The organism is Streptomyces sp. NPDC003697, from assembly GCF_053587115.1.
Genome location: NZ_JBSFNN010000054.1, coordinates 24,802 through 46,831, shown reverse-complemented (window position 1 = coordinate 46,831; position 22,030 = coordinate 24,802). Strand labels below are relative to the sequence as shown.

Annotated in this window: 17 protein-coding genes and 2 pseudogenes; 17 read left to right on the top strand and 2 right to left on the bottom strand. The window is 71.9% G+C overall.

Annotated features, from left to right (window positions below):
- Positions 1–596: 596 nt before the first annotated feature.
- The 7 genes from ACWDNY_RS21090 (at position 597) to fusA (ending at position 7,889) form a co-directional block, all read left to right on the top strand.
- Complete coding sequence (locus tag ACWDNY_RS21090; protein ID WP_451647317.1) at positions 597–1,019, top strand: WXG100 family type VII secretion target; 423 nt, start codon at positions 597–599, stop codon at positions 1,017–1,019.
- 56 nt (positions 1,020–1,075) lie between these two features.
- Positions 1,076–1,390 (top strand): WXG100 family type VII secretion target, encoded by a 315-nt coding sequence (locus ACWDNY_RS21085; protein ID WP_451647316.1) that lies wholly within the window; start codon positions 1,076–1,078, stop codon positions 1,388–1,390.
- A 95-nt stretch (positions 1,391–1,485) separates the two neighbouring features.
- Positions 1,486–3,126, top strand: a complete 1,641-nt coding sequence (locus ACWDNY_RS21080; RefSeq protein ID WP_451647315.1) for an RNase A-like domain-containing protein — start codon at positions 1,486–1,488, stop codon at positions 3,124–3,126.
- A 24-nt stretch (positions 3,127–3,150) separates the two neighbouring features.
- Positions 3,151–3,714 (top strand): hypothetical protein, encoded by a 564-nt coding sequence (locus ACWDNY_RS21075; RefSeq protein WP_451647314.1) that lies wholly within the window; start codon positions 3,151–3,153, stop codon positions 3,712–3,714.
- Positions 3,715–3,775: 61 nt separating this feature from the next.
- On the top strand, positions 3,776–4,075 hold the full coding sequence (locus tag ACWDNY_RS21070) for an RNase A-like domain-containing protein (RefSeq protein ID WP_451647313.1): 300 nt from the start codon (positions 3,776–3,778) through the stop codon (positions 4,073–4,075).
- A gap of 12 nt (positions 4,076–4,087) precedes the next feature.
- On the top strand, positions 4,088–4,744 hold the full coding sequence (locus tag ACWDNY_RS21065) for a contact-dependent growth inhibition system immunity protein (protein ID WP_451647312.1): 657 nt from the start codon (positions 4,088–4,090) through the stop codon (positions 4,742–4,744).
- A gap of 1,063 nt (positions 4,745–5,807) precedes the next feature.
- A complete protein-coding gene (gene fusA, locus ACWDNY_RS21060; protein WP_451647311.1) occupies positions 5,808–7,889 on the top strand; it encodes an elongation factor G in 2,082 nt (693 codons plus the stop codon).
- A gap of 185 nt (positions 7,890–8,074) precedes the next feature.
- On the opposite strand, the gene ACWDNY_RS21055 is transcribed toward fusA, so the two are convergent.
- Positions 8,075–9,925: a coagulation factor 5/8 type domain-containing protein gene (locus tag ACWDNY_RS21055; protein WP_451647310.1), complete on the bottom strand. Its 1,851-nt coding sequence runs from the start codon at positions 9,923–9,925 to the stop codon at positions 8,075–8,077.
- Between the two features lie 508 nt (positions 9,926–10,433).
- On the opposite strand from ACWDNY_RS21055, the gene ACWDNY_RS21050 reads away from it, so the two are divergent.
- From ACWDNY_RS21050 to ACWDNY_RS21030, 5 genes are all read left to right on the top strand, one after another.
- On the top strand, positions 10,434–11,750 hold the full coding sequence (locus ACWDNY_RS21050; RefSeq protein WP_451647309.1) for an extracellular solute-binding protein: 1,317 nt from the start codon (positions 10,434–10,436) through the stop codon (positions 11,748–11,750).
- Between the two features lie 14 nt (positions 11,751–11,764).
- Positions 11,765–12,763, top strand: a complete 999-nt coding sequence (locus tag ACWDNY_RS21045; RefSeq protein WP_451647308.1) for a carbohydrate ABC transporter permease — start codon at positions 11,765–11,767, stop codon at positions 12,761–12,763.
- Positions 12,756–13,658: a carbohydrate ABC transporter permease gene (locus ACWDNY_RS21040; protein WP_451647307.1), complete on the top strand. Its 903-nt coding sequence runs from the start codon at positions 12,756–12,758 to the stop codon at positions 13,656–13,658. The genes ACWDNY_RS21045 and ACWDNY_RS21040 overlap by 8 nt, the downstream gene beginning before the upstream one ends.
- A gap of 32 nt (positions 13,659–13,690) precedes the next feature.
- On the top strand, positions 13,691–15,055 hold the full coding sequence (locus ACWDNY_RS21035; protein WP_451647306.1) for a GH1 family beta-glucosidase: 1,365 nt from the start codon (positions 13,691–13,693) through the stop codon (positions 15,053–15,055).
- A gap of 288 nt (positions 15,056–15,343) precedes the next feature.
- On the top strand, positions 15,344–15,886 hold the full coding sequence (locus ACWDNY_RS21030) for a hypothetical protein (protein ID WP_451647305.1): 543 nt from the start codon (positions 15,344–15,346) through the stop codon (positions 15,884–15,886).
- Between the two features lie 466 nt (positions 15,887–16,352).
- Here the strand turns inward: ACWDNY_RS21030 and ACWDNY_RS21025 are convergent.
- Positions 16,353–17,078, bottom strand: a pseudogene (locus tag ACWDNY_RS21025) (CDP-alcohol phosphatidyltransferase family protein); the annotation flags it as partial.
- Positions 17,079–17,183: 105 nt separating this feature from the next.
- On the opposite strand from ACWDNY_RS21025, the gene ACWDNY_RS21020 reads away from it, so the two are divergent.
- From ACWDNY_RS21020 to ACWDNY_RS21000, 5 genes and pseudogenes are all read left to right on the top strand, one after another.
- Positions 17,184–18,158, top strand: coding sequence for a zinc-dependent alcohol dehydrogenase (locus ACWDNY_RS21020; RefSeq protein WP_451647304.1), 975 nt, complete (start codon positions 17,184–17,186; stop codon positions 18,156–18,158).
- A gap of 324 nt (positions 18,159–18,482) precedes the next feature.
- Complete coding sequence (locus ACWDNY_RS21015; RefSeq protein ID WP_451647303.1) at positions 18,483–18,881, top strand: 6-pyruvoyl trahydropterin synthase family protein; 399 nt, start codon at positions 18,483–18,485, stop codon at positions 18,879–18,881.
- A complete protein-coding gene (locus ACWDNY_RS21010; protein WP_451647302.1) occupies positions 18,878–20,062 on the top strand; it encodes a glycosyltransferase family 4 protein in 1,185 nt (394 codons plus the stop codon). Before ACWDNY_RS21015 ends, ACWDNY_RS21010 begins: the two co-directional genes overlap by 4 nt.
- A complete protein-coding gene (locus ACWDNY_RS21005) occupies positions 20,059–21,075 on the top strand; it encodes a methyltransferase domain-containing protein (protein WP_451647301.1) in 1,017 nt (338 codons plus the stop codon). Before ACWDNY_RS21010 ends, ACWDNY_RS21005 begins: the two co-directional genes overlap by 4 nt.
- A pseudogene (locus ACWDNY_RS21000) lies at positions 21,072–22,001 on the top strand (lysylphosphatidylglycerol synthase transmembrane domain-containing protein); the annotation flags it as partial. The gene ACWDNY_RS21005 and the pseudogene ACWDNY_RS21000, both read left to right, overlap by 4 nt.
- Between the last annotated feature and the right edge of the window lie 29 nt (positions 22,002–22,030).

Sequence of the window (22,030 nt, the reverse complement as noted above, 5' to 3'; positions counted from 1 at the left end):
CGGTAGTAACGGCGCAGCTGCGCCGTTACTACCGTCCGCTCGCCCGTTCGTGCCTGACTGACCACCGGTAGGAGAGAGCCGGGCGAGCGCGCTCAGGATGATCGATGCGGTACCCAGGCCTCCGGTGACCCTCCGCGACGACGTGGGTTCTGTCATGTCGGGCCGACGAGGGTGCCTGCTCAGTGCGGAGCTACCCGGTGTGGCGAGGCTGGTTGACTTCTCCTCGTCGAGCACGGGGATCGGGAACGACGCGGTCTTGCCGGACCCGATGCCGGCCGGGTCGGCGTCATGAGCGCCTTTCGGGTAAGTCGGTTAGGACCGCCGGGTACGCAACACCGCGACAACCGGCGAAGACGCCATGATGATCAGCGCTTACAACAACGCCCACCTCGGACATCGCTACCCACCCGGTCCATACCGGATCCCGGCCGCGGGGCACGGGGACGCGGGCGCCCGGTGACGCAGGCGGCCGAAGGTGCCTGTCCGACGGTTGCCTGCCCCGCCCCGCCGGGTGCCGGCGTCGGAAGGGCGCAAGGCTAGGATCGCTCCGTATGCGCGATTGTCATGCCGAAGTCACGGGGGCGGAGGTACGGAGCATGGGCGTACGCGGTGCGGGCGCGGGCCAGGAGGCCGGTGCCGATGTCAGAGTGTGCAGTCAGGACCTCACCAAACTGGCTGACGACCTCGACGACATGCGGATCCTGCTGGACAAGCAGGTCAGGCGGATGGATGCGATCGTCCACCGCATCGAGGCGGGCTGGCGAGGACCCGCGGCGACGGCGTACCGCGGTTTCCACCGGGCGGCGGCCGAGGACTCTGTGCGCATCCGTGAGGTGATCCGGCACCTTGAGCAGGCCGTACGCCGGAGCCGGAACGGCTTCACGGATCGGGAGCTGGAAGTGATGGCGCAACTTCGCGGGATCCCGGTGGACATCGACAGCGAGGTCGACAAGCTGTCCACACCGAGTCCGGAGACGACCGGGCCCGTCGCTCCGCGCAGCAGCCTCGACTCTTTCTGAGCATCCCTCCGATGCCCTTGCCGCAACCGCGACGACACCTGTGGAACGGGGAATCCATGCCGACCGGCAGCGCGGACGACGAGCACATCACCGTCTCCTTCGCCACCCTCCGCGAGCTCACCGCCGAACTGGAGGACATCCTCAAGAGGCTCAACGACAGTCTGGACGACCTTCACGACCGGGTCGTGCCGGTCGTGCTGTCCTGGAAGGGCGAGGCCCGCGAGGTCTTCGTCGACAAACTCGACGAATGGGACCGCTCGGCCCAGGAACTCCAGGCGGCCCAGAAGTGGCTGCACGAGTGCGTGACCGTGAGCCACGTCAACTACGCGGCGGCGCACCAGGCCGTGCTGCGCGGCTGGGGGGCCGGCTGATGGGGACGCCGCCGCCGGGCCGGAGCGGCACCATCGACGTCAAGCCGACCGACCTCCACCGTGTCTCCGCCGGTGTGGCCAGTCAGCAGACAGTGATGGACAAAGGCGCCAGGAGCCTGCTCGACGACCTGCACCAGTACCCGGACGCCGGCGGCTACGGCACCTCGCCCCAGGCGTTGGCGACGTCGTACGTCAAGGTGGGCAACCGCTTCCTCGAGGTATGGGCCAAGAGCGTCGTCAGTATCGGGGGTGCGGCAGTCGGTTTCACTTCGACGGCCAATGCCTACGCGAAGGCAGAGGCCGCCAACGACCCCGCGGGGAAGGCCAAGCCGGTCCTCCAGCCGTTGCCGAAGGTCATCGAGAAGCCACCCGTCTACGGCCCGGTGCCGAATCTGAAGTGGGGCGACGACGACGGCGGCGACGACTTCGTCCGCGGGCTTCTGGAGTGGGTACCCGAGCCCCTCCGGGACGTGCTGAGACCGGTGGTGAAGCATGCCTTCCGGATGGGCAAGGTCGCCGAGGTCTATCCGTTTCCACAGCAGCACTACCTGGACTCGCTGTCCAAAGCGTGGATGGCGACGACCACATCGCTCTCCACGGCGGAGAGCGGGCTGACCGGGAATGTCAGCAGCATCACGCAGCAGTCCCACAGCGAGTGGTACGACGCGATGCGCCAGTTCTGCAGTTCGCTGTGGGGCACGACGGCGTGGGGCACGAGCCGCGAGAACCACGACTGGAAACACGACAGGTCGTCCTCGCAGACCGCCAATCATCCCGTGATGACCGTGCTGTTCGACACGGCCCGGAAGGTCAGCGATCTCCTCTACGAATTCGCCGAGGCGGCCGTCTACCTCAACCGCGAGGTGTGGGACGTCTATGTAAAGGCCGTGCGCGACGCGATACCCCAGGTCGAGGTCGACCTCAAGGACGGCGTCGGCATGGACGACGTCAAGGGCCTGCTCAAGGGCGTGACCAAGGGTCTCGCCAAGGGTGCGAGCCAGTTGGGCGAGGGCATCGTTCTCAACATGGACACCGCCAGACTGAACGCGATCGTCACCGAGTACAACCGCCGGGTCCACGCGCTCGTGCCGCAACTCGACGCGCTGATGGGCGCGTTGGACGAGGCCTATCTGAGCGCGCCGAAGTTCGAAGCCCAGGAGGCGCGGGCGGAGGGATTCGGGATGAGATCCCTGGAGGATTTCAAGGACTCACAGGTCTGGCTGAAGATCGACTCGGCCGGGATGTACGACCTCGACCTCGCCGCCAACGAGTACCTGGAGAACGGCCACACCCTGGACAAGCACGTCGGCAAGACGGACGAGCAGTTGGCGCAGCGCTTGCGCGACCAGCAGACGAACGGGCCGACCCAGGCCTGGCCGTACGGCAAACCGTTCCCCGGGGCTGCTTCGTCCTTCCCGAACTACCGGCGCGCGGAGGAGCTGACGGAGTACAACCTCAACCAGAACAAGGCCGCCATCGACGCTTGGATCAAGGGCCCGCCGCCGCCGGCAGAGGGCAAGGTCGAGAAGTTCCTCTCGACCGCGCCGGACGGCGAGACCAGCGGCCGCAGCGTTTTCAAGCAGCCGGTGAACCCGAGTGACCCGAAGTCCGGGTACAAAGAGGGCGGGTTGGATGCCAGGGCCTATGACGTCACTGGCATCGACACGCGTATCAGGTACGACAGCAGCCGCAACCCGCCCTTCACGGTCATGACGTCGATGCCCTACAAGCCCTAGCCCGCTGAGGAAGGCCCGCACCACATGTCCACCGACCAGACGTCCTGGGACGCCGCAGTACGCCACCTGTACAGGGACGCGGCCGCGTACATCGCCACCGGCCCGCGCCGCCACGAGGACTGGACGGTGGACGCCCTCGCGCTGATGGAGCGGGCCGTGCCGGACCCCCGCGGGTGGGCCCGGATCGATGATGCGGAGGAGGCCCCCGAACGCGTGGGGAACCCCACGTGGCCCTTCGCCGCCCACCCCCCGGAGTACGTCGGTCCGCGCCTCAGGGAGATCGACCGGGACAGTGCCGAGAACCTGCTCCTGGCCCTCACCGAAGGCGGCTGCACTCTGGCCAACCTTCAGTACTTCGACGAGTCCCCGAACGAACTACGGGCGATGGCACGCACGGTCCTCGAGCGGTACGGGGACGAGGCCGTCTACCGCACCAACGTCAGCAAGACCGGCAGCGCGCCCGGCACACTCGACTTCACACTGGAGAGCCTGGGGTACAACCCGATGAGCGTCTTCACCGAGGATTGCGGCCTGGTCGTCGTCTCGGACACCGAGGTCGGCCTGTTCTGGAACTTCAACGACCTGTGACCCGGCTGCCGACCCCGCACGAGCGCAGCCTTCGGCCAGGTCGTTTGAGAGGATGTCTCCCGTGCTGACCCGTTCCGCCTCCTACCCCGACCGGGAGACCGCCCACTGGGCCACCCAGCAGGTGGTGACCGCCAACGAGCAGGTCGTCCACCGCTGGCTCGCCCAGGGCACCCGGGCCCGCCTCACCATCGAGGCCGCCTGGCCCTCCCGAGAGGAGTCCGTGGGCAGGGTGCAACTGGAGGCCGACCTACTGGCCGGGCGGGGGCCCGTCGACGTCCGCGCGGCGCGCGTGGTGCTGCGCCGCGAGCCGTCGAGCCCACATGGTTTCGTCGTCCACACGACCGTCCCGTTCTACCTGTAGGGCTGCCCGCACATGTCCATGAAGCCACTCGAATACGACCGCCGGTACGGCGAGCTGGACCAGGTGATGCGTGCCTACCTGGGGCAGCCGGCCGACGACACCCCGCAGCGGCGCAGCCACGCGCTGGACGCCTACCTCCGTCACACCTGGCACACCCGCCCCTGGGCCATCGCGGAGGCGGAACGCCAGTTGCGCGAGTACAGCCGCAATCCGCCGGGCCGCATCCGGCTCGGGCTGGGCGAGTTCTACGCCATCCCGGACACCGGGATGGCCGAGTCGGAGATCGGCGGCTGGCTGGTGGTGCTGGCCGACCACCTGAGGAAGAGCATCGAGGAAGGCGACGTCCCGGAACCGTCGATCCCGCAGACGCACTGGGCGTGGCACGCCCGCTTCCCGGAGACCGCGCAGCTGCTCGGCGGCTGGTTCTCGCAGGACATCATGGACGAGTTCCCCGACCACGAAGCCGCTGTCGCCGACTACGCCGCCACCACCGACCCCCACCTGGTCGCACGCCTCGTGGGCGAACTCCACGAGCTGCTCGCCCTCCCCCTGGACGAGGGGGACTACGCCCTGGCGGCCGCCGAACTCGGCATGGAGGTCGCCCCACCCGAGCCGTTCTCCTACGGCGCCTGGTTCCAGTCGCTGGCGACAGGGCTGTCCAGCACCTGACCCGGGCCTCGAGGCCGCCATCCAGCTCCCCTTTGGCGTCCTTGATGCGACCGGTGTCCTTGTTCGAGGAGGCGGTCGGGAATTTTCCACCGCGGACGCACATGAGGGAAAGCGTCGGGGAACAGCAGTAACCAGCCCTCGCTGTCCCACGCGGCGAGCGCGACGGCCGTCGGGAACTCCTTGCACTGGCGCGGGAACTCGGCGGTCAGTGTCTTGGTCGCGAGCGAGCCATCGGAGCCCTCCGCACGGCCGGAGTGGAAAACATCGCGGCCGGCCTCCGCCGCAACGCCCGCGACCCCCGCCGCCCCCTCGCATTCCTCGGCCTCGGGTGATCACGAACCGGACGTCATGCGACTGCGCCGAAGCCCTGGGAGAACGGGGCTGACGATCCTGGGGCGGATGCTGGGTAGGGTGAGTCGCTGAGCGTTTTCCGTCTTCACTCTGAGCCGGCCAGGCGGGGGTGAGGCCGGCCTCGACGCGACTGATGATCCGGCTGGTCGAGCACCGCAGTTCGCGGGAAGCTTGCGAGACTTGAGGGTCGCGACGGCCTGCTCGACGAGTGTCCGGATCTCGCCTGAGGCCGGTTGACCGTCCTTCCGACGCGAAGCGGGTCTCCCACGTCCGTCGTGGCGGTCCGTTGGGACGGGCGGACCATCGGTGCCGCCGGACCACCAGCGGCCGTCCGACCGCGGGAAACTCCGTGGCTCGGTGCTCGTGTCTTCCGTACTGTCGGTGCGGCATCGCGCGCTGTCTCGAAGGGGCAGTGCGCTTCCGTGACAGGTGAGAGGGGAGCCCGGCCATGCGCGACCGCGTCGCCGTCGTCGTCCCCCTGTCGCGGTCCGAGGTGATCCTGGTGTCCTCGTCCGCCCGGTGCCCGCTGCGCGGCCGGCACCGGAGGCCCGTGACGAGGATCTGAGCCTCAGCCTTCTCGCGCCTAGCGCCCGTCGACCGGCTCACGCCGGCGGGTTCGGTGCGGCTTCGTCCGGGGAATCGCGCCGTCCTTTTTCCGGATCTCCGGATCTCCGGATCTCCGGATCACATGATCACCGAAAGGCCACGGGCCATGCGCAACGACGCGACCCGCCACGTCATCGACCCCCTCGCCGCCGTCCGCAACCTCGGCATCCTCGCTCACGTCGACGCGGGCAAGACCACCGTCACCGAACGGATCCTGTACGCGACCGGCGGCACACACAAGCGGGGCGAGGTGCACGACGGCACCACCGTCACCGACTTCGACCCGCAGGAGCGCGAGCGGGGCATCACCATCTTCTCCGCCGCGGTGAGCTGTGACTGGGACGGGCATCGGATCAACCTGATCGACACCCCGGGGCACGTCGACTTCGCGGACGAGGTCGAGCGGTCCCTGCGCGTGCTCGACGGGGCGGTCGCCGTGTTCGACGCCGTCGCCGGCGTGGAACCGCAGAGCGAGTCGGTGTGGCGGCAGGCCGACCGGCACGGCGTGCCGCGCATCGCGTACGTCAACAAGATGGACCGAGCCGGTGCCGACCTCGACGCGGCCGTCGCGTCCATCCGGGAGCGGCTGCATCCGGCCCCGATGGTCGTGCAGATGCCCATCGGGGCGGAGGAGGGTTTCACCGGTGTGGTCGACCTCGTGCGCCTGCACGCCGTCGTCCGGGCCGACGGCGGTGACGCCGAGCGGGTCGGTCCGGTGCCGGACGGCCTGCGCGAGGAGGCGCTGCGGCGGCGGCGCGTCCTCGAAGAGGCGGTGGCGGAACGGCACCCGGCCGCGCTGGAGGAGTTCTGCGCGGGGGAAGGAGTCTCCGCGTCCACTCTCGTCTCCGCCCTGCGCGACCTGACCTCCACCGGCGACGGTGTGGTCGTCCTGTGCGGCTCCGCCTACCGCAACCGGGGCATCGAGCCGCTGCTCGACGCTGTCGTCGCCTATCTGCCGTCGCCGCTGGACGTGCCGCCGGTACGTGGTGTGCGGGATGCGGTCGAGCAGGAGCGGGGGGCCGACCCGGCCGCACCGTTCGCGGCGCTGGCGTTCAAGGTGCACGCGACCGCCACCGGACGGCTGACCTACCTGCGGGTGTACTCGGGCTCGATCGAGAAGGGAGACACGGTGTGGGACGCCAACGCACGACGTACCGAGCGCATCGGACGGATCCTGCGCGTGCAGGCAGACCACCGCACGCCCCTCGACCGGGCCGTGGCCGGGGACATCGTCGCCGTGGTCGGACTCAAGTCCGCCCGCGCCGGTTCCACGCTGTGCGCTCCGGACGCTCCGCTCGTCCTCGAACCGCCGGTCACCGCCGAGCCGGTCGTCTCCGTGGCCGTCGAGGCGCGCCGGAGCACGGACACCGGCCGGCTGGTGGCCGCGCTGGCCCGGCTGACCGAGGAGGACCCCTCGCTCGTCGTACGGACGGACCCCGAGACCGGTCAGACCGTGCTGTCGGGCTTGGGTGAGCTGCACTTGGAGGTCGCCGTGGAGAAGATCCGCCGTGACCACGGGCTCGACGTCGGTGTCGGCAGACCCGGGGTCGCTCTGCGCGAGACCGTCGTGCGGGGCGTGTCCGGCCATGTCTTCCGGCACGTCAAACAGGACGGCGGAGCGGGACAGTTCGCCCACGTCGTCCTCGACGTCGCGCCCCTGGACGACGGTGACGGCCACGGCGATTCGCCGGACTTCACCTTCCGTTCGGCCGTCGTCGGCGGGCGGGTGCCGCAGGAGTACGTCCGGGCGGTCGAGGCCGGCTGCCGGGACGCCCTCGCCGAAGGCCCGCTCGGCGCTCACCCCGTCACCGGGCTGTGCGTGACCCTGACCGACGGGGCGACGCACCCGAAGGACTCCTCGGACGCGGCGTTCCGCGCGGCGGGGCGGCTGGGCCTGCGTCAGGCGCTGCGTGCCTGTGCGATGGTGCTGCTGGAGCCGGTCGCGGAGGTCACGGTCACCGTGCCCGAGGACGCCGTGGGCAGTGTCCTCGGTGATCTGGCGGCACGCCGCGGCCGGGTCTCCGCGCAGGCCGTGCGTTCGGGCACCGCGGTGATCAGCGCCGTCGTGCCGCTGGCGGAGCTCTTCGGATACGCGACGCGCCTGCGCGGCCGTACCCGGGGCCGGGGCACCTTCACCACCCGGCCCGCGGGGTACGCGCGGGTTCCCGCCCACCTCACGGCCGGTTAGGGGCGGGCGGCCGGGCGCACCGTACGGCACGGGAGCCCGTCCGCCGGCCCTCGCGGCGGCCAGGGCCGCCGGCCCCTCCCGCACATCACGCGGGAGGGGCCGGCCGGACTCGGGCGGGGGACGCGCCGGCCCGGCTCACGGAGCCGGCGCCTCTCAGGCCGCCGACCCGCCGAACCGCATCGCCGTCACGGATACGACACCACCGTCGAAGGCACCGTCGACGTCCCCGACGTCGGCGCGCCCGTCTCGTTGATGACGTGCTCGTACTGGCCGTTGCCGCCGAGGGAGACCACCAGCAGGTCGTGGAACCTCACCCCGGGCCGGTTCGGGGCGGCGAAGCCGTGGTGCTGCACGATCGTCGGGTCGACGTTGTAGTAGCAGTAGCTGCCCAGGCCCCAGCCCTCGTGCTCGGTGACGGCGTCGCCGAGCTTGTAGGCGGCATAGCCCTTGACCGGGCCGTTCTGGATCGCGGCCTGGTTCGGGGCGTCGTACGCCTTCTCGTTCTGGAAGAAGATCGTGCGGCCGCGCTGGCCGTACCACTGCACGTCGTACTTGTTGAAGTGCTCCACGAACAGGCCCGTCGCCAGCACGTCGTCGCCGTTGACGACGATGCCGTAGTCGGCCCGGTTGGTCTCCCAGCCGACGCCCGTGCCGTGGTCGGCGCGCCAGACCCAGGTGTGGTCGACGATCGTGTGACGGCTGTTGACGACCATGCTCGTGGTCGCCTTGCCGGCGCCCGCGCCACCGATCCGGACGAACACGTCCTGCACGGTCGTCGGGTTGGCCGAGTGGTCCCGCGACGCGCCGGGCGGGCCGACCTCCAGCAGGGTCGCGGAGTTGACGGGGCCGGCGTCGATGAGGAAGCCGGCGAGCCGCACGCCGTCGACGTCGGCGACCTTCAGCGCCGTGACGCCGCCGTCCGGGACGATCGTGGCGTAGCCAAGGCCGAGGACGACGGTGTCGGCGCGGTCGACCTGGATCGGCTGGTCCACGTGGTAGACGCCCGGGGTGAGCAGGAGGTGCAGGCCCTGGGCGAGAGCCTGGTTGAGGGTGGCCGCGCTCACGCCGGGCCTGGCGACGTAGAACTGCGACAGCGGCAGCGAGGTGCCCCTCGGGGTGCCGTTGCCCCAGGTGACACCGCGTGCGTTCGTCCGCTTCTGCGGCAGGAAGACCCGGAACTCGCTGCCCTGGACGTACAGGAACGGCTTCTCGCGGGAGACGGGGGTGGTGTCGAGCGTGGTGTACGGCGGGTTGGGAAAGCTCTGCGCGGGGGCGCCCTCGACGCCGGAGAAGACCATGTTCCACACGCCGTTGAGCCAGCTGCCGATGGCGCTGTCGCGGGTGTACCACTGCTGCTGGGAGTACGGGCCGACCTGGCCGTCGACGCGGCTGTCGGCGATGTAGCCGCCGCTCGCCCAGCCGTAGCCGCTGGGTGCGAGGTCGAGGCCGCCGCGGACGTGCATGCGGCGGAAGGGGGCGGCCTGGGCGACGGCCCAGCGGTTGGTGCCGTTCGCGGGGACGAGGGCGAGGTTCTCCGCGCTGCGCCAGAAGTTCTGCGTGGCGTTGCCGTTGAACCAGCCCGCGTCGACCGTCACGTCACCGTTGATCGTCGTGTCGTCGGGGGAGAGGCCGAGTCCGGCGATGGAGGTGTAGAAGCCGAGCTGGGCGTTGAGGCCGTGGTAGGTGCCGGGCTTGAACAGCAGGGCCCACCGGCCGGTGCCGAACTGCGCCGACTCCTGCTGCCGGAACACCTCGTCCAGCCTGGCCTGGATGCCGGGCGTCGACGGGTCGAAGACGAGGACGTTGGGGCCGAGGTCGCCGCCGCCGGGCAGGGCGCGGGGCTTGGGGTGGGCCGGGCGGCGCTTTTTGTGGGCCGCGGCCGGCCCGCCCGCGGCGGACGCGGGCGGCGCGGCGAGTCCCGTCAGCACGGGCGCGGTCGCCGCGGCGGCGCCGAGCAGGGTGCGGCGGCCCAGCGGGGACTCGCGGCCGGGAGTGGGCGGTTGCGGGTCGGGGGCGTTCGGGGAGGCAGGGGGCATGGGGCGGCTCTCCTTGTTCAGGAAGTGAACGGCGTGGGGTGTGAGAGCGCTCTTTCGTCGCTGAATGCTTCATCTGCGTGAACGCAGCGTCAAGAGGTTGAACCGTAGTTCCTGCGGCGGTTCTTGCAGGGTCGTCAGATCGGAGGTGGGCGCCGGGCTGTGCGGTGGCCGCCGCGGCCGCGGTGGGCGGGTGCGTCGAGACCGAACCGTTGCATGGGTCGGCAACCGGCTTCTGCCGCAGGTCAGCAGGCGGCCGGCGACTGTGTGCGGGTGACTGTCGGGCGCCCACCACCGTCCCCCGCCGATTGGCCTTGCCGCATCCCTTGACGAGCCCCCGCCGCGCCGATTAACTCACGTCGTGAATTAAGTCATGAGGTGCTTCGGGAGTCGAACGGGTCGTCCGGGGACGTCATCCTGCCCACGCCCTCGCGGCAGCTCCGGACCGACGCCCGGAGAACCCCAGGCACCCGGACAACCCCGGAACTCCCGGAAAGGGACACCAGGAGCCATGCGCAGCATCCGAGCCGCGGCCGTAGGCGCCGTCACCCTGTCTCTCGCCCTGGCCGCCTCGGCATGCGGGGGCGGTTCGCCGACGGGCGGCGGGTCCAACGACTCGCCCAAGACGCTCACGTACTGGGCCTCCAACCAGGGTGCCAGTATCGAGGTCGACAAGAAGGTCCTCCAGCCCGAACTCGACAAGTTCGAGAAGCAGACCGGCATCAAGGTCAAGCTGGAGGTCGTCCCCTGGTCGGACCTGCTGAACCGGATCCTCACCGCCACCACCTCCGGTCAGGGCCCCGACGTCCTCAACATCGGCAACACCTGGAGCGCGTCCCTGCAGGCCACCGGCGCGCTGCTGCCCTGGGACGCGAAGAACTTCGGCAGGATCGGCGGCAGGGACCGCTTCGTCGACTCCGCGCTCGGCTCGACCGGCACCCCGGGCCAGGACCCCGCCGCGGTGCCGCTGTACTCGATGGCGTACGCCCTCTACTACAACAAGCAGATGTTCGCCGACGCCGGGCTGACCAAGCCCCCGGCCACCTGGGCCGAACTGGTCGCCGACGGGAAGAGGATCCAGGCGCAGGGCAAGCAGGTCCTCGGCGCCGAGGGGTCCAACCTCTCGGAGAACATCCACCACGTCTTCGTCTTCGCCAAGCAGCACGGGGCCGACTTCTTCACCGCCGACGGCAAGCCCGACTTCGCCAGTGACGGCGCGGTCGCCGCCGTCAAGCAGTACGTCGACCTGATGGCCAAGGACAAGACCATCCCGGCGGGCAACGCCGAGTACGCGCAGAACCAGTCCGTCAGCGACTTCGCCAAGGGCAGGACGGCCATGCTGCTGTGGCAGTCCGCCTCCGCGAACCTGAAGTCCCAGGGCATGAGCGAGGGCGCCTACGGCATCGCCCCCGTCCCCGTGCAGTCCGGCACACCGGGACCGGGCACCCGGGTCAACTCCATGGTCGCCGGCATCAACCTGGCCGTCTTCAGGAACACCGACAACATCGACGGTGCCACGAAGTTCGTGAAGTTCATGACCAGCGACGCCGAGCAGGTCGTCCTCAACAAGGCCTACAGCTCCATCCCGCCCGTGAAGTCCGCGCAGGCGGACCCCGCCTTCAACACCCCGGCCAACGCCGTCCTGAAGAGCACCCTCGCCAACAGCGCCGCCGCCCTGCCGCAGGTCGCCGACGAGTCCCAGTTCGAGACGGCGGTCGGCACGGCCGTCAAGGAACTGTTCGCCGACGCCGCGTCCGGACGCGCGGTGACCACCCGGTCGGTGAAGGCGAAGCTGGAGAAGGCCCAGCAGCAGATGCCGGCGAAGTGAGCACGGACACCGTCATGACGACCACTGCCACCCCTGCGGAGGCCGCCGGACCGACCGTGCGCAAGAGTTCCCCCGGTGCGGAGCGCGGCCCGCGCCGCACCGGGCGGATCCGGCGCGTCGGACTGCCGTACCTGCTGCTCCTGCCCGCCCTCCTCCTCGAACTCCTCGTCCACCTGGTGCCGATGGTGATCGGCATCGTCATGAGCTTCAGACAGCTCACGCGCTTCTTCCTCAACAACTGGGGAAGCGCGCCCTGGTCCGGCTTCGACAACTACCGCGTGGCGGTGGACGTCAACGAGCCCGTCGGCGAGGCGCTGCTCCACTCCTTCCTCGTCACGGTCGGCTTCACCGTGCTGTCGGTCGCCCTGTGCTGGCTGATCGGCACGGCCGCCGCGATCTGCATGCAGGACACCTTCCGCGGCCGCGGCCTGCTGCGCGCGCTGTTCCTGGTGCCGTACGCGCTGCCCGTGTACGCCGCGGTGATCACCTGGGTGTTCATGTTCCAGCACGACAACGGCCTGGTGAACCACGTGCTGCACGAACAGCTCCACCTCACCGACGAGCCCTCCTTCTGGCTCATCGGCGGCAACAGCTTCGCCGCGCTGCTCACCGTGTCGGTGTGGAAGGGCTGGCCGTTCGCCTTCCTCATCGTCATGGCCGGCCTGCAGAACATCCCGAAGGACCTGTACGAGGCGGCCGCCCTCGACGGCGCCGGCACCTGGCAGCAGATCCGCCGCATCACCCTGCCGTCGCTGCGCCCGGTCAACCAGGTGCTGGTCCTGGTGCTGTTCCTGTGGACGTTCAACGACTTCAACACGCCGTTCGTCCTGTTCGGCAAGGCCGCCCCCGAAGCGGCGGACCTCATCTCCGTCCACATCTACCAGGCATCCTTCGGGAGCTGGGACTTCGGCACCGGCTCCGCCATGTCCGTCCTGCTGCTGCTGTTCCTGCTCGTCGTGACGGGCGTGTACCTCCTGCTGACGTCCCGAGGAAGGAAGACGGCCGATGTCTAGCACCACCCGGGCGCTCCGTCTGCCGGACGCCGCCGAGGCCCCGCGCCGCTCACCCATGGCGCCGCCCCGGTCCTTCCTCTGGAGCCGGCGGATCGTCCTCACCCTGCTGACCGGCTTCGTCCTGCTGCCGGTCTACGTGATGGTCTCCAGCTCCCTGAAGCCGCTCGCGGACGTCACCGGCACGTTCCGCTGGCTGCCGAGCGAGCTGACGATCCGCCCGTACATCGACATCTGGTCGACCGTGCCGCTGGCGAAGTACTTCGTGAACTCGCTGATCGTGGCGGGCGCGGCGACCGTCTGCTCCGTCATCGTCGCGATCTTCGCCGCGTACGCCGTCAGCCGCTACGCCTTCCGCGGCAAGCGCGTCTTCACGGTCACGGTGCTGTCCACGCAGATGTTCCCCGGCATCCTGTTCCTGCTGCCGCTGTTCCTGCTCTACGTCAACATCGGCAACGCCACCGGCGTCGCGCTGTTCGGCTCGCGCGGCGGACTGATCCTGACGTACCTGACCTTCTCGCTGCCGTTCTCGATCTGGATGCTGATCGGGTACTTCGACTCGGTGCCGCGCGACCTGGACGAGGCCGCGCTGGTGGACGGCTGCGGCCCCCTCGGCGCCCTGTTCCGGGTGGTCGTGCCCGCCGCGGTCCCCGGCATCGTCGCCGTCGCCGTCTACGCCTTCATGACCGCCTGGGGCGAGGTGCTCTTCGCCTCCGTGATGACCAACGACACCACCCGCACGCTCGCCGTGGGCCTGCAGGGCTACTCCACGCAGTACGACGTGTACTGGAACCAGATCATGGCCGCGTCGCTCGTCGTGAGCGTGCCCGTGGTCGCCGGTTTCCTGCTGCTGCAGCGCTACCTCGTCGCCGGGCTCACCGCCGGAGCGGTGAAGTGACACCCCCCGTCCCCACCCCTGAGAGGCCTTACGTGTCCGACGCCATCGACCTCGCCGCTCTCCCGCACGACTTCCTGTGGGGTACGGCCACCTCGGCGTACCAGATCGAGGGAGCCGTCGCCGAGGACGGCCGCGCGCCGTCGATCTGGGACACCTTCTCCCACACCCCCGGGAAGATCGACCACGGCGACCACGGCGACGTCGCCTGCGACCACTACCACCGCTGGCGCGAGGACATCGGCCTGATGCGGCGACTGGGCACCAACGCCTACCGGATGTCCGTCGCCTGGCCACGGGTCGTACCGGGCGGCGACGGCCCGGTGAACGCCAAGGGCCTCGCCTTCTACGACGAGCTGACCGACGCCCTGCTGGAAGTGGGCATCACCCCGTCCGTCACCCTCTACCACTGGGACCTGCCGCAGGTGCTGCAGGACCGGGGCGGCTGGCCTGAGCGGGACACCGCCGAGCACTTCGCCGCCTACGTCTCCGTCGTCGCCGAGCGCCTCGGCGACCGCGTCACCCACTGGGCCACCCTCAACGAGCCCTCCTGCTCCGCCTGGATCGGGCACCTGGAGGGCAGGATGGCCCCCGGCCTGACCGACCTGACCGCCGCCGTCCGCGCCTCCTACCACCTGCTCCTCGGCCACGGCCTCGCCGTCCAGGCCGTCCGCGCCGCAGCACCGGACGCCAGGATCGGCGTCGTCAACAACCTGTCCACCGTCTTCCCCGCCACCGACCGCCCCGAGGACGTGGCGGCCGCCCGCCGCCAGGACGGCCACGTCAACCGCTGGTGGCTCGACCCGGTGCACGGCCGCGGCTTCCCGGCCGACATGCGCGAGGTCTACGGCGTCGAACTGCCCGAGCGGCCGCGCGACCTGGAGACCATCGCGGCACCACTGGACTGGCTCGGCCTGAACTACTACTTCCCGGCCACCGTGGCCGACGACCCCACTGGGCCGGCGCCCCACGCGCGTGCGGTGCGCCGCTCCGGCGTGCCGCGCACCGGCATGGACTGGGAGATCGACGCGAGCGGCATCGAGACCCTGCTGCTGCGCCTCACCGAGGAGTACGGCGCCCGGAAGATCTTCATCACGGAGAACGGCTCCGCCTTCCCCGACGTCGTGCGCCCCGACGGCACGGTCGACGACCCCGAGCGCCAGGACTACCTGGTGCGGCACCTGGCCGCCTGCGCGTCCGCCGTCCGCAAGGGGGCGCCCCTGGCCGGGTACTTCGCCTGGTCGCTGCTGGACAACTTCGAGTGGGCCTACGGCTACGACAAGCGCTTCGGCCTCGTCCACGTGGACTACGACACCCAGGTGCGCACGGTGAAGGGCAGCGGGCACCGGTATGCGGAGATCATCCGCGCACACCGGGACGGCGCCCGCAGGGCCGCCTGAGGGGTGTGTTGTGAGCGGTGGGCGCGGGGGCGGGGACCCGCGCCCACCGTGCGGTTCGTACCGCCGGGTGCCGGGTGCCGGGTGCCGGGCGGCGGGGGAGTGCGGGCGGAGTGGGCCGGCTGCCGGTGGAGAGGGGAACAGGACGAGGAGGACGAGGTCTCCGTCGATGTGCCGGCCGCCGGTTCACCTCATCGGGTGAGCTTCCCCGCGATGGGCACTCGCGGTGGACGCGGCCCGTTCGACGCGGTGACGGATGTTCCCGTTCGTCCGCATCGAGAAGGGGCGCTCATGACTGTGTACTTCCACCGCGATCCCGACGCCACGACGACCGGCCGGGACGGAGCGACGGGCTTCGCGCCTACCCATGCCGGCGACGAAGAGGCCGAGCGGCGGCGTCTTCACGAGGACGCCGGACGGGAGTACGGTCCGCCACCGCCCCCGGCCCGACCGGGCGTTCACCGGTTCACCCTGGTCCACGACGACCTCGACGCGGGCGGGTTCCGGGACGAGCGCTACGCGGCGCTGCGCGCACGCCCGCCGGAGGGCTGTGTACCGGCCGACCACGACTGCTTCGCCCTGGAGTGCGAACGGCCGGGCAGAACGCTCCTGGACGCGGTCGCCGGCACCGTCGCCGACATCCGCCGTGAGTACGGGATCGTGATGAACGGCCTCGGCATCGAGAAGCCCGACGAGTGGCTCGACGACGACGGAGGCGGCTGCGCGGCGCAGACCGTGGCACATCTGATGCTGTCGGCCGCTCACCGCGCCGCCCTGCTCGGCCACCGGCGCAAGGATCTGGTCCGTCTGCTCGACGCGGCGGGCGTCGAGTAGGGACGGGCTCGGACCCCCGCCGTCCGGCACGGCACAGGTGCCGTCGCGTCGCCGCACGGGGCATGCCGTGCGGTCTCCGCCGCTTGCCGCGGGTGTCGAGCGGTCGGTGCCTCCCTGAGCACGCCCTCGCACTTCGCCCACCCACCGGCCGCCACGGGCGCTTGGGGCGTCACGCTGCCCGCGCGCCCTCCAGGACCGCCTCCAGCACGACATCCTCCTCGGCGGGAGCCTGCTGGAGCAGCTTCCCCTCGGCGGGTGCGGCTTTCCGTCCGGCACCCTTCCCGGGGAGGCACGCCCGCCGCGCGGGTGCCTCTCGGAGCACGGACGGCGTCCGAGGCAACGCGCCCTGCACGGCAGCGTCCTGCGCGGCAGGGTCCTGCGCGGCGTTCCCCGTCCCGCCGGCGGGCACCGTCCGCGCCGGCCCCGCCGCGACGGCGGCGGACTCCGTCGCGGCAACGCCCCCGCTGACCGCCTGAGCGGCACGCGAGGTCCGCCACAGCCACAGGACGTCCCGGCCGAACGACCACACCAGCAGTCCCAGCGCCGACAGCACCACACCCAGAGCGGCCGCCTGCGGGAGCAGATCCGAGCCCGCCAGCAGCAGGCAGATGCCCTGGAGCGCGGCGACCGTCTTGCGGGCGGTGCTCGGCGGCAGCGGCGCGTTGAGCCAGGGCAGCACACGGGCCGCGGCGACGAAGACGTAGCGCATGCCGCCGATCAGCAGCACCCACGGGCCGAGAGCCGTCGACACGTGGACGCTGAGCACCAGGATCAGGAACGCGTCGACCTCCATGTCGAAGCGGGCGCCGAGCGGGGTGCAGGTGCCGGTGCGGCGGGCCACCTTGCCGTCGACCCCGTCGAGTACCAGGGCCACCGCCGTCAGGCCGACCAGCAGCGGCACCGGGGGAGAGCCGGCGAAGGAGTCCGCGACGAGCGCCGTCACACCACCGACGAGCGTGGCCCGGCCCAGGGTGACCCGGTTGGCGGGGCCGAAGGAGTACAGCCCCGACCGGTGCAGTGCCCGGGAGAGCACCGCCCAGGTGGCGAACGCGAAGACCAGGCCGGCCAGCCAGCCGGCCGGGCCCAGGTCGGCCGCCGTGCCGAGCAGGGCCAGCAGCAGGAGCTGCACGCCCGCTCCCACAGCGGTCTCCTGCTGGACCGGCCTCGCGTCGTAAGTGTTGTTCAGGGCCACCGCACACCCTCCGGCCGAGTGACAGAGTCGATCAACGCCGCGTACTGTGCGCGGCCTGTGCACACCTCTACGTGAGCAACATCCCGATCGTTCAGGAGGACGTCGATGAACCGATCCGCCCGCGCCTTCTGGCTCCGCTCGCCGGGCCACGGCGAGATACGCGACGTCACCCTGCCGGACCCGGCGGAGGACGAGGTGCTGGTGCGCACGCTGTGGTCCGGGGTGAGCCGGGGTACGGAGACCCTGGTGTTCCGCGGCGGTGTGCCGGTCAGTCAGCACACCGCGATGCGGGCGCCGTTCCAGGAGGGCGACTTCCCGGCGCCGGTGAAGTACGGCTACCTCAACGTCGGGATCGTCGAGGAGGGGCCGCGCGAACTGGCCGGGCGTACCGTCTTCTGCCTGTACCCGCACCAGACCCGGTACGTCGTCCCGGCGGGCGCCGTCACGCCGGTGCCGGAGCATGTGCCTGCCGGCCGGGCCGTCCTCGCGGGCACGGTGGAGACCGCGGTGAACGCCCTGTGGGACGCGGCACCGCTGGTCGGCGACCGTATCGCCGTGGTCGGCGGCGGCATGGTCGGCTGCTCGGTGGCGGCCCTGCTGGCCCGTTTCCCGGGTGTGCGCGTGCAGCTGGTCGACGCCGACCCCGCTCGCGCCGGGATCGCCAAGGCCCTCGGTGTCGGCTTCGCCGAGCCCGGGGACGCCCTCGGCGAGTGCGACCTCGTCGTGCACGCCAGCGCCACCGAGCAGGGCCTGGCCCGGTCCCTGGAACTGCTCGCCGCCGAGGGCACCGTCGTCGAGCTGAGCTGGTACGGCGACCGTCGCGTCGCCCTCCCGCTGGGCGAGGCGTTCCACTCACGGCGGCTGACGATCCGCAGCAGCCAGGTCGGCACCGTCTCCCCGGCCCGCTCCGGCCGCAGCTACGCCGACCGGCTCGCCGTCGCTCTCGACCTGCTCGCCGATCCGGCGCTGGACGCCCTGGTCACCGGGGAGTGCGCGTTCGAGGAACTGCCCGAGGTGATGCCGCGGCTCGCCTCCGGCGACCTGCCCGCCCTGTGCCTCCGGATCCGGTACGAGGACTGAGGCGACGGAGGCTCCGCGGGGCGATCGGGACGACCGGAGCGAGCGCCGCTGCGGACAGGAAGCCGGAGCGGCAGCCCGCACGACGGCCGGCGCGGCGGACGAGGGGACGGCCGGCTCGGGGTTCCGGGTCGGCCGCGTCGCCACGCTCCCGCCGAGACCGTTGAATCCGATACGACTGTTGAAACCGGGACGACAAGAGCGCCTGACCTGAGAGAAAAGGGTGGGACCGGCTGAACGCGGGGAAGCCTGGAGCCGTACTACCCGGCATCCCCCCGGCAGGGATCAGCAGGGGGACCAGACGCGCCGCACCTGGAGGGTCGTCCGTTGTTCAGTGTCACCGTCCGCGATCACATCATGATCGCCCACAGCTTCCACGGCGAGGTGTTCGGACCCGCGCAGCGGCTGCACGGAGCCACGTTCCTCGTGGACGCCACGTTCCGGCGCGAACAGCTGGACGACGACAACATCGTCGTCGACATCGGCCTGGCCACGCAGGAACTGGGCGCGGTCGTCAGCGAGCTGAACTACCGCAACCTCGACAACGAGCCGGACTTCGCCGGCGTCAACACCTCCACCGAGTTCCTGGCCAAGGTCGTCGCCGACCGGCTCGCCGAGCGGATCCACAAGGGCGCCCTGGGCGAGGGCGCCAAGGGCATCGCCGGCATCGGCGTCACGCTCCACGAGTCGCACGTCGCGTGGGCGAGTTACGAGCGTGCCCTGTGACCGACACGACCGTCGACCGGGCGCCGTCCCTGGCCTACGTGCCCGCGCAGCGCGCGGGCCTGGAGCAGTTCGGGATCATCCCCATGTCCCTGCGCACCGTGCACTTCGTCCTGCCGGGCGGCGTCGACGACCCGGCCAAGCCGAGCGGCGGCAACGCCTACGACCGGCGCGTCAGCCTGGACCTGCCCGGCTTCGGCTGGCAGGTCGCCGGGCACGCCGTGGGCGGCGACTGGCCCCTGCCGGACGCCGCCGCCCGAAGCGAACTCGCCCATACCCTCGGGCAGTTGCCGGACGGCGCCGTCGTCCTCCTGGACGGGCTGGTCGCCTGCGGCGTCCCCGAGGTCGTCCTCCCGGAGGCCGGGCGGCTGCGCCTGGCCGTCCTGGTCCACCTGCCCCTCGGCGACGAGACCGGACTGGACCCGGCCGTGGCCGCCGAGCTGGACGCCCGGGAGCGCACGGTCCTGCGGGCCGTCTCCGCGGTGATCGCCACCAGCGACTGGGCGGTGCGCCGCCTGGTCTCCCACCACGGCCTCGCCCCCGAACGCGTCCATGTCGCCGCGCCCGGCGCCGACATCGCGCCGCTCGCCCCGGGCACCGACGGCGTCTCCCGGCTGCTGTGCGTCGCCGCGGTCACCCCCCGCAAGGGGCAGCACCGGCTGGTGGAGGCGCTGGCCACGGTCACCGACCTGCCGTGGGAGTGCGTGTGCGTCGGGGCGCTGACCCAGGACCCCGCGTATGTCGACCGGCTGCGCGGCCTGATCCGCGAGCACGGCCTGCAGGACCGCATCCACCTCGTGGGACCGCGGGCCGGCGCCGAACTCGACGCCAGCTACGCGGCCGCGGACCTGATGGTCCTCGCCTCGTACGCGGAGACGTACGGCATGGCGATCACCGAGGCGCTCGCACGCGGTGTCCCGGTGCTGGCGACGGACGTCGGCGGCGTCTCCGAGGCCGTCGGGCGCGCCCCCGACGGCGGGGTGCCCGGCATCCTCGTGCCGCCGGAGGACCCGGCGGCGCTCGCCGCCGAACTGCGCGGCTGGTTCGGCGAGGCCGACGTGCGCCGCCGTCTGAAGGCCGCCGCCCGCGGCCGTCGCGCCGCCCTGGACGGCTGGGCGAGGACCGCGCGCAGCCTGGCCGGAGTCCTCGGCCGGCTCCCGGACGAACCGCGGAGGGCGGCATGAAGCAGACGACGACACCGGCCCAGGCCGCGCGGGGAGCCGAGGCCGCACCGGCCCCGGACGAGCGCACGGCCACGGGCCCGGCGCCCGCACCCGGGGCACACCCCGTCATCCCGGGCGCCGGTCCCGCCGCGCGCCCCGGGGAGCGCGCCACCGTGCGGCTCCGCGCGGACGACCCCGAGGAGCCGCCCCGGTACGCGCCCGAGTGGCTCCAGCTGCGGGAACCGGCCGACGCCGCCGCGCGGGCACAGGAGTTGCTCGACCCGCTGCGGGCCCGGCTCGCCGGCCGCCCGGACGGGCACGGCGGAACCGTCGTGCACGACCTGGGCTGCGGCACCGGTTCGATGGGCCGCTGGCTCGCGCCCCGGCTCGACGGCCCCCAGCACTGGATCCTCCACGACCGCGACCCCTACCTGCTGCACTTCGCCGCCGTCGCCTCCCCGCGCGCCGCCGCCGACGGCAGCCGGGTCACCGTCGAGACACGGCGCGGCGACGTCGCCCGGCTCACCCCGGACGCCCTGGACGGCGCGTCGCTGGTGACGGCGTCGGCCCTGCTGGACGTCCTCACCGAGGACGAGATCGACACCCTCGCCGCCGCCTGCGCGGGAGCGGGTTGCCCCGCCCTGCTGACGCTGTCGGTGGTCGGCCGCGTGGATCTCGCCCCGGCCGATCCGCTGGACGCCGACATCGCCGAGGCGTTCAACGCCCACCAGCGCCGCGGCGGCCTGCTCGGCCCCGACGCGGTCACCGCGGCCGGTGAGGCCTTCGCCCGGCACGGCGCGACCGTGCGGGTGCACCCGAGCGCCTGGCGGCTCGGCACCGACGAGCGCGACCTGACCGCGCAGTGGCTGCGCGGCTGGGTCGGCGCCGCCGTCGAACAGCGCCCCGCACTGAAGGAGCGCGCCGAACGGTACCTTGCCGACCGTCTGGCGGCCTGCGACGCGGGCGAGTTGGAGGCCACCGTCCACCACAGCGACCTGCTGGCGCTGCCGGGGCCTGTGGGCGGTGGCGCGTGAGTCTGGAGACGCTGGACGTCCGGACGGCCGCCCCGGCGGACGCGCTCCCCGGCCCGGGCGTGGCCGCCGCCAGGCAGGGCCGGGGGCCTCACACCCCGTTCACCCGGGCCGGCCTCCGCGCCCTGCGCACCCACGCCGGGACGGTCGCCGGTGTCGCCGTCCTCGGCGTACTGCTCTGGCACCTGGGCACCGGCGTCTTCCTGGACGGGCTGCGCCGGATCGACGTGCCGACGCTGGCCGCGGCGCTGGGAATCGGGCTGGTCACCACCGTCTTCAGCGCCTGGCGGTGGCAGTTGGTGGCCCGGGGCCTGCGCATCCGCCTGCCCCTCGGCGCGGCCGTCGCCGACTACTACCGTGCGCTGTTCCTCAACGCGGCACTGCCGGGCGGCGTGCTGGGCGACGTGCACCGGGCCGTGCGGCACGGGCGGAGCAGCGGCGACCTGGGACGCGGTGTACGGGCCGTGGTGCTCGAACGCGTCGCCGGGCAGCTCGCTCTGGCCGTCGCCGGGGCGGCGGTGCTGCTGACCCTGCCGTCCCCGGTGCGGGCCCAGGCGCGGCACCTCGCGCCGCCGGCCGGCCTGGCCGCCCTGGGCGCGCTCGCCGTCGTCCTCGCCCTGCGCATGAACGGGACGCCGTCGCGCCGTGGACGTGCCCTGCGCCGGACGCTCGGCGAGGCGCGGGAGGGGCTGCTGTCCCGCCGCAACGGGCCCGGCGTCGCGCTGTCGTCGGCCGTCGTGCTGACGGGACACGTCGCGATGTTCGTCGTCGCCGCCCACGTCACCGGATCCGCTGCCTCCGTCCCGGTGCTGCTGCCGCTCGCGGTGCTCGCGCTGCTCGCGATGGGGCTGCCGCTGAACGTGGGCGGTTTTGGGCCGCGTGAGGGCATCACCGCCTGGGCGTTCGGCGCCGCCGGGCTCGGCGCGGGCACCGGACTGGCCGTCGCGGTGGTGTACGG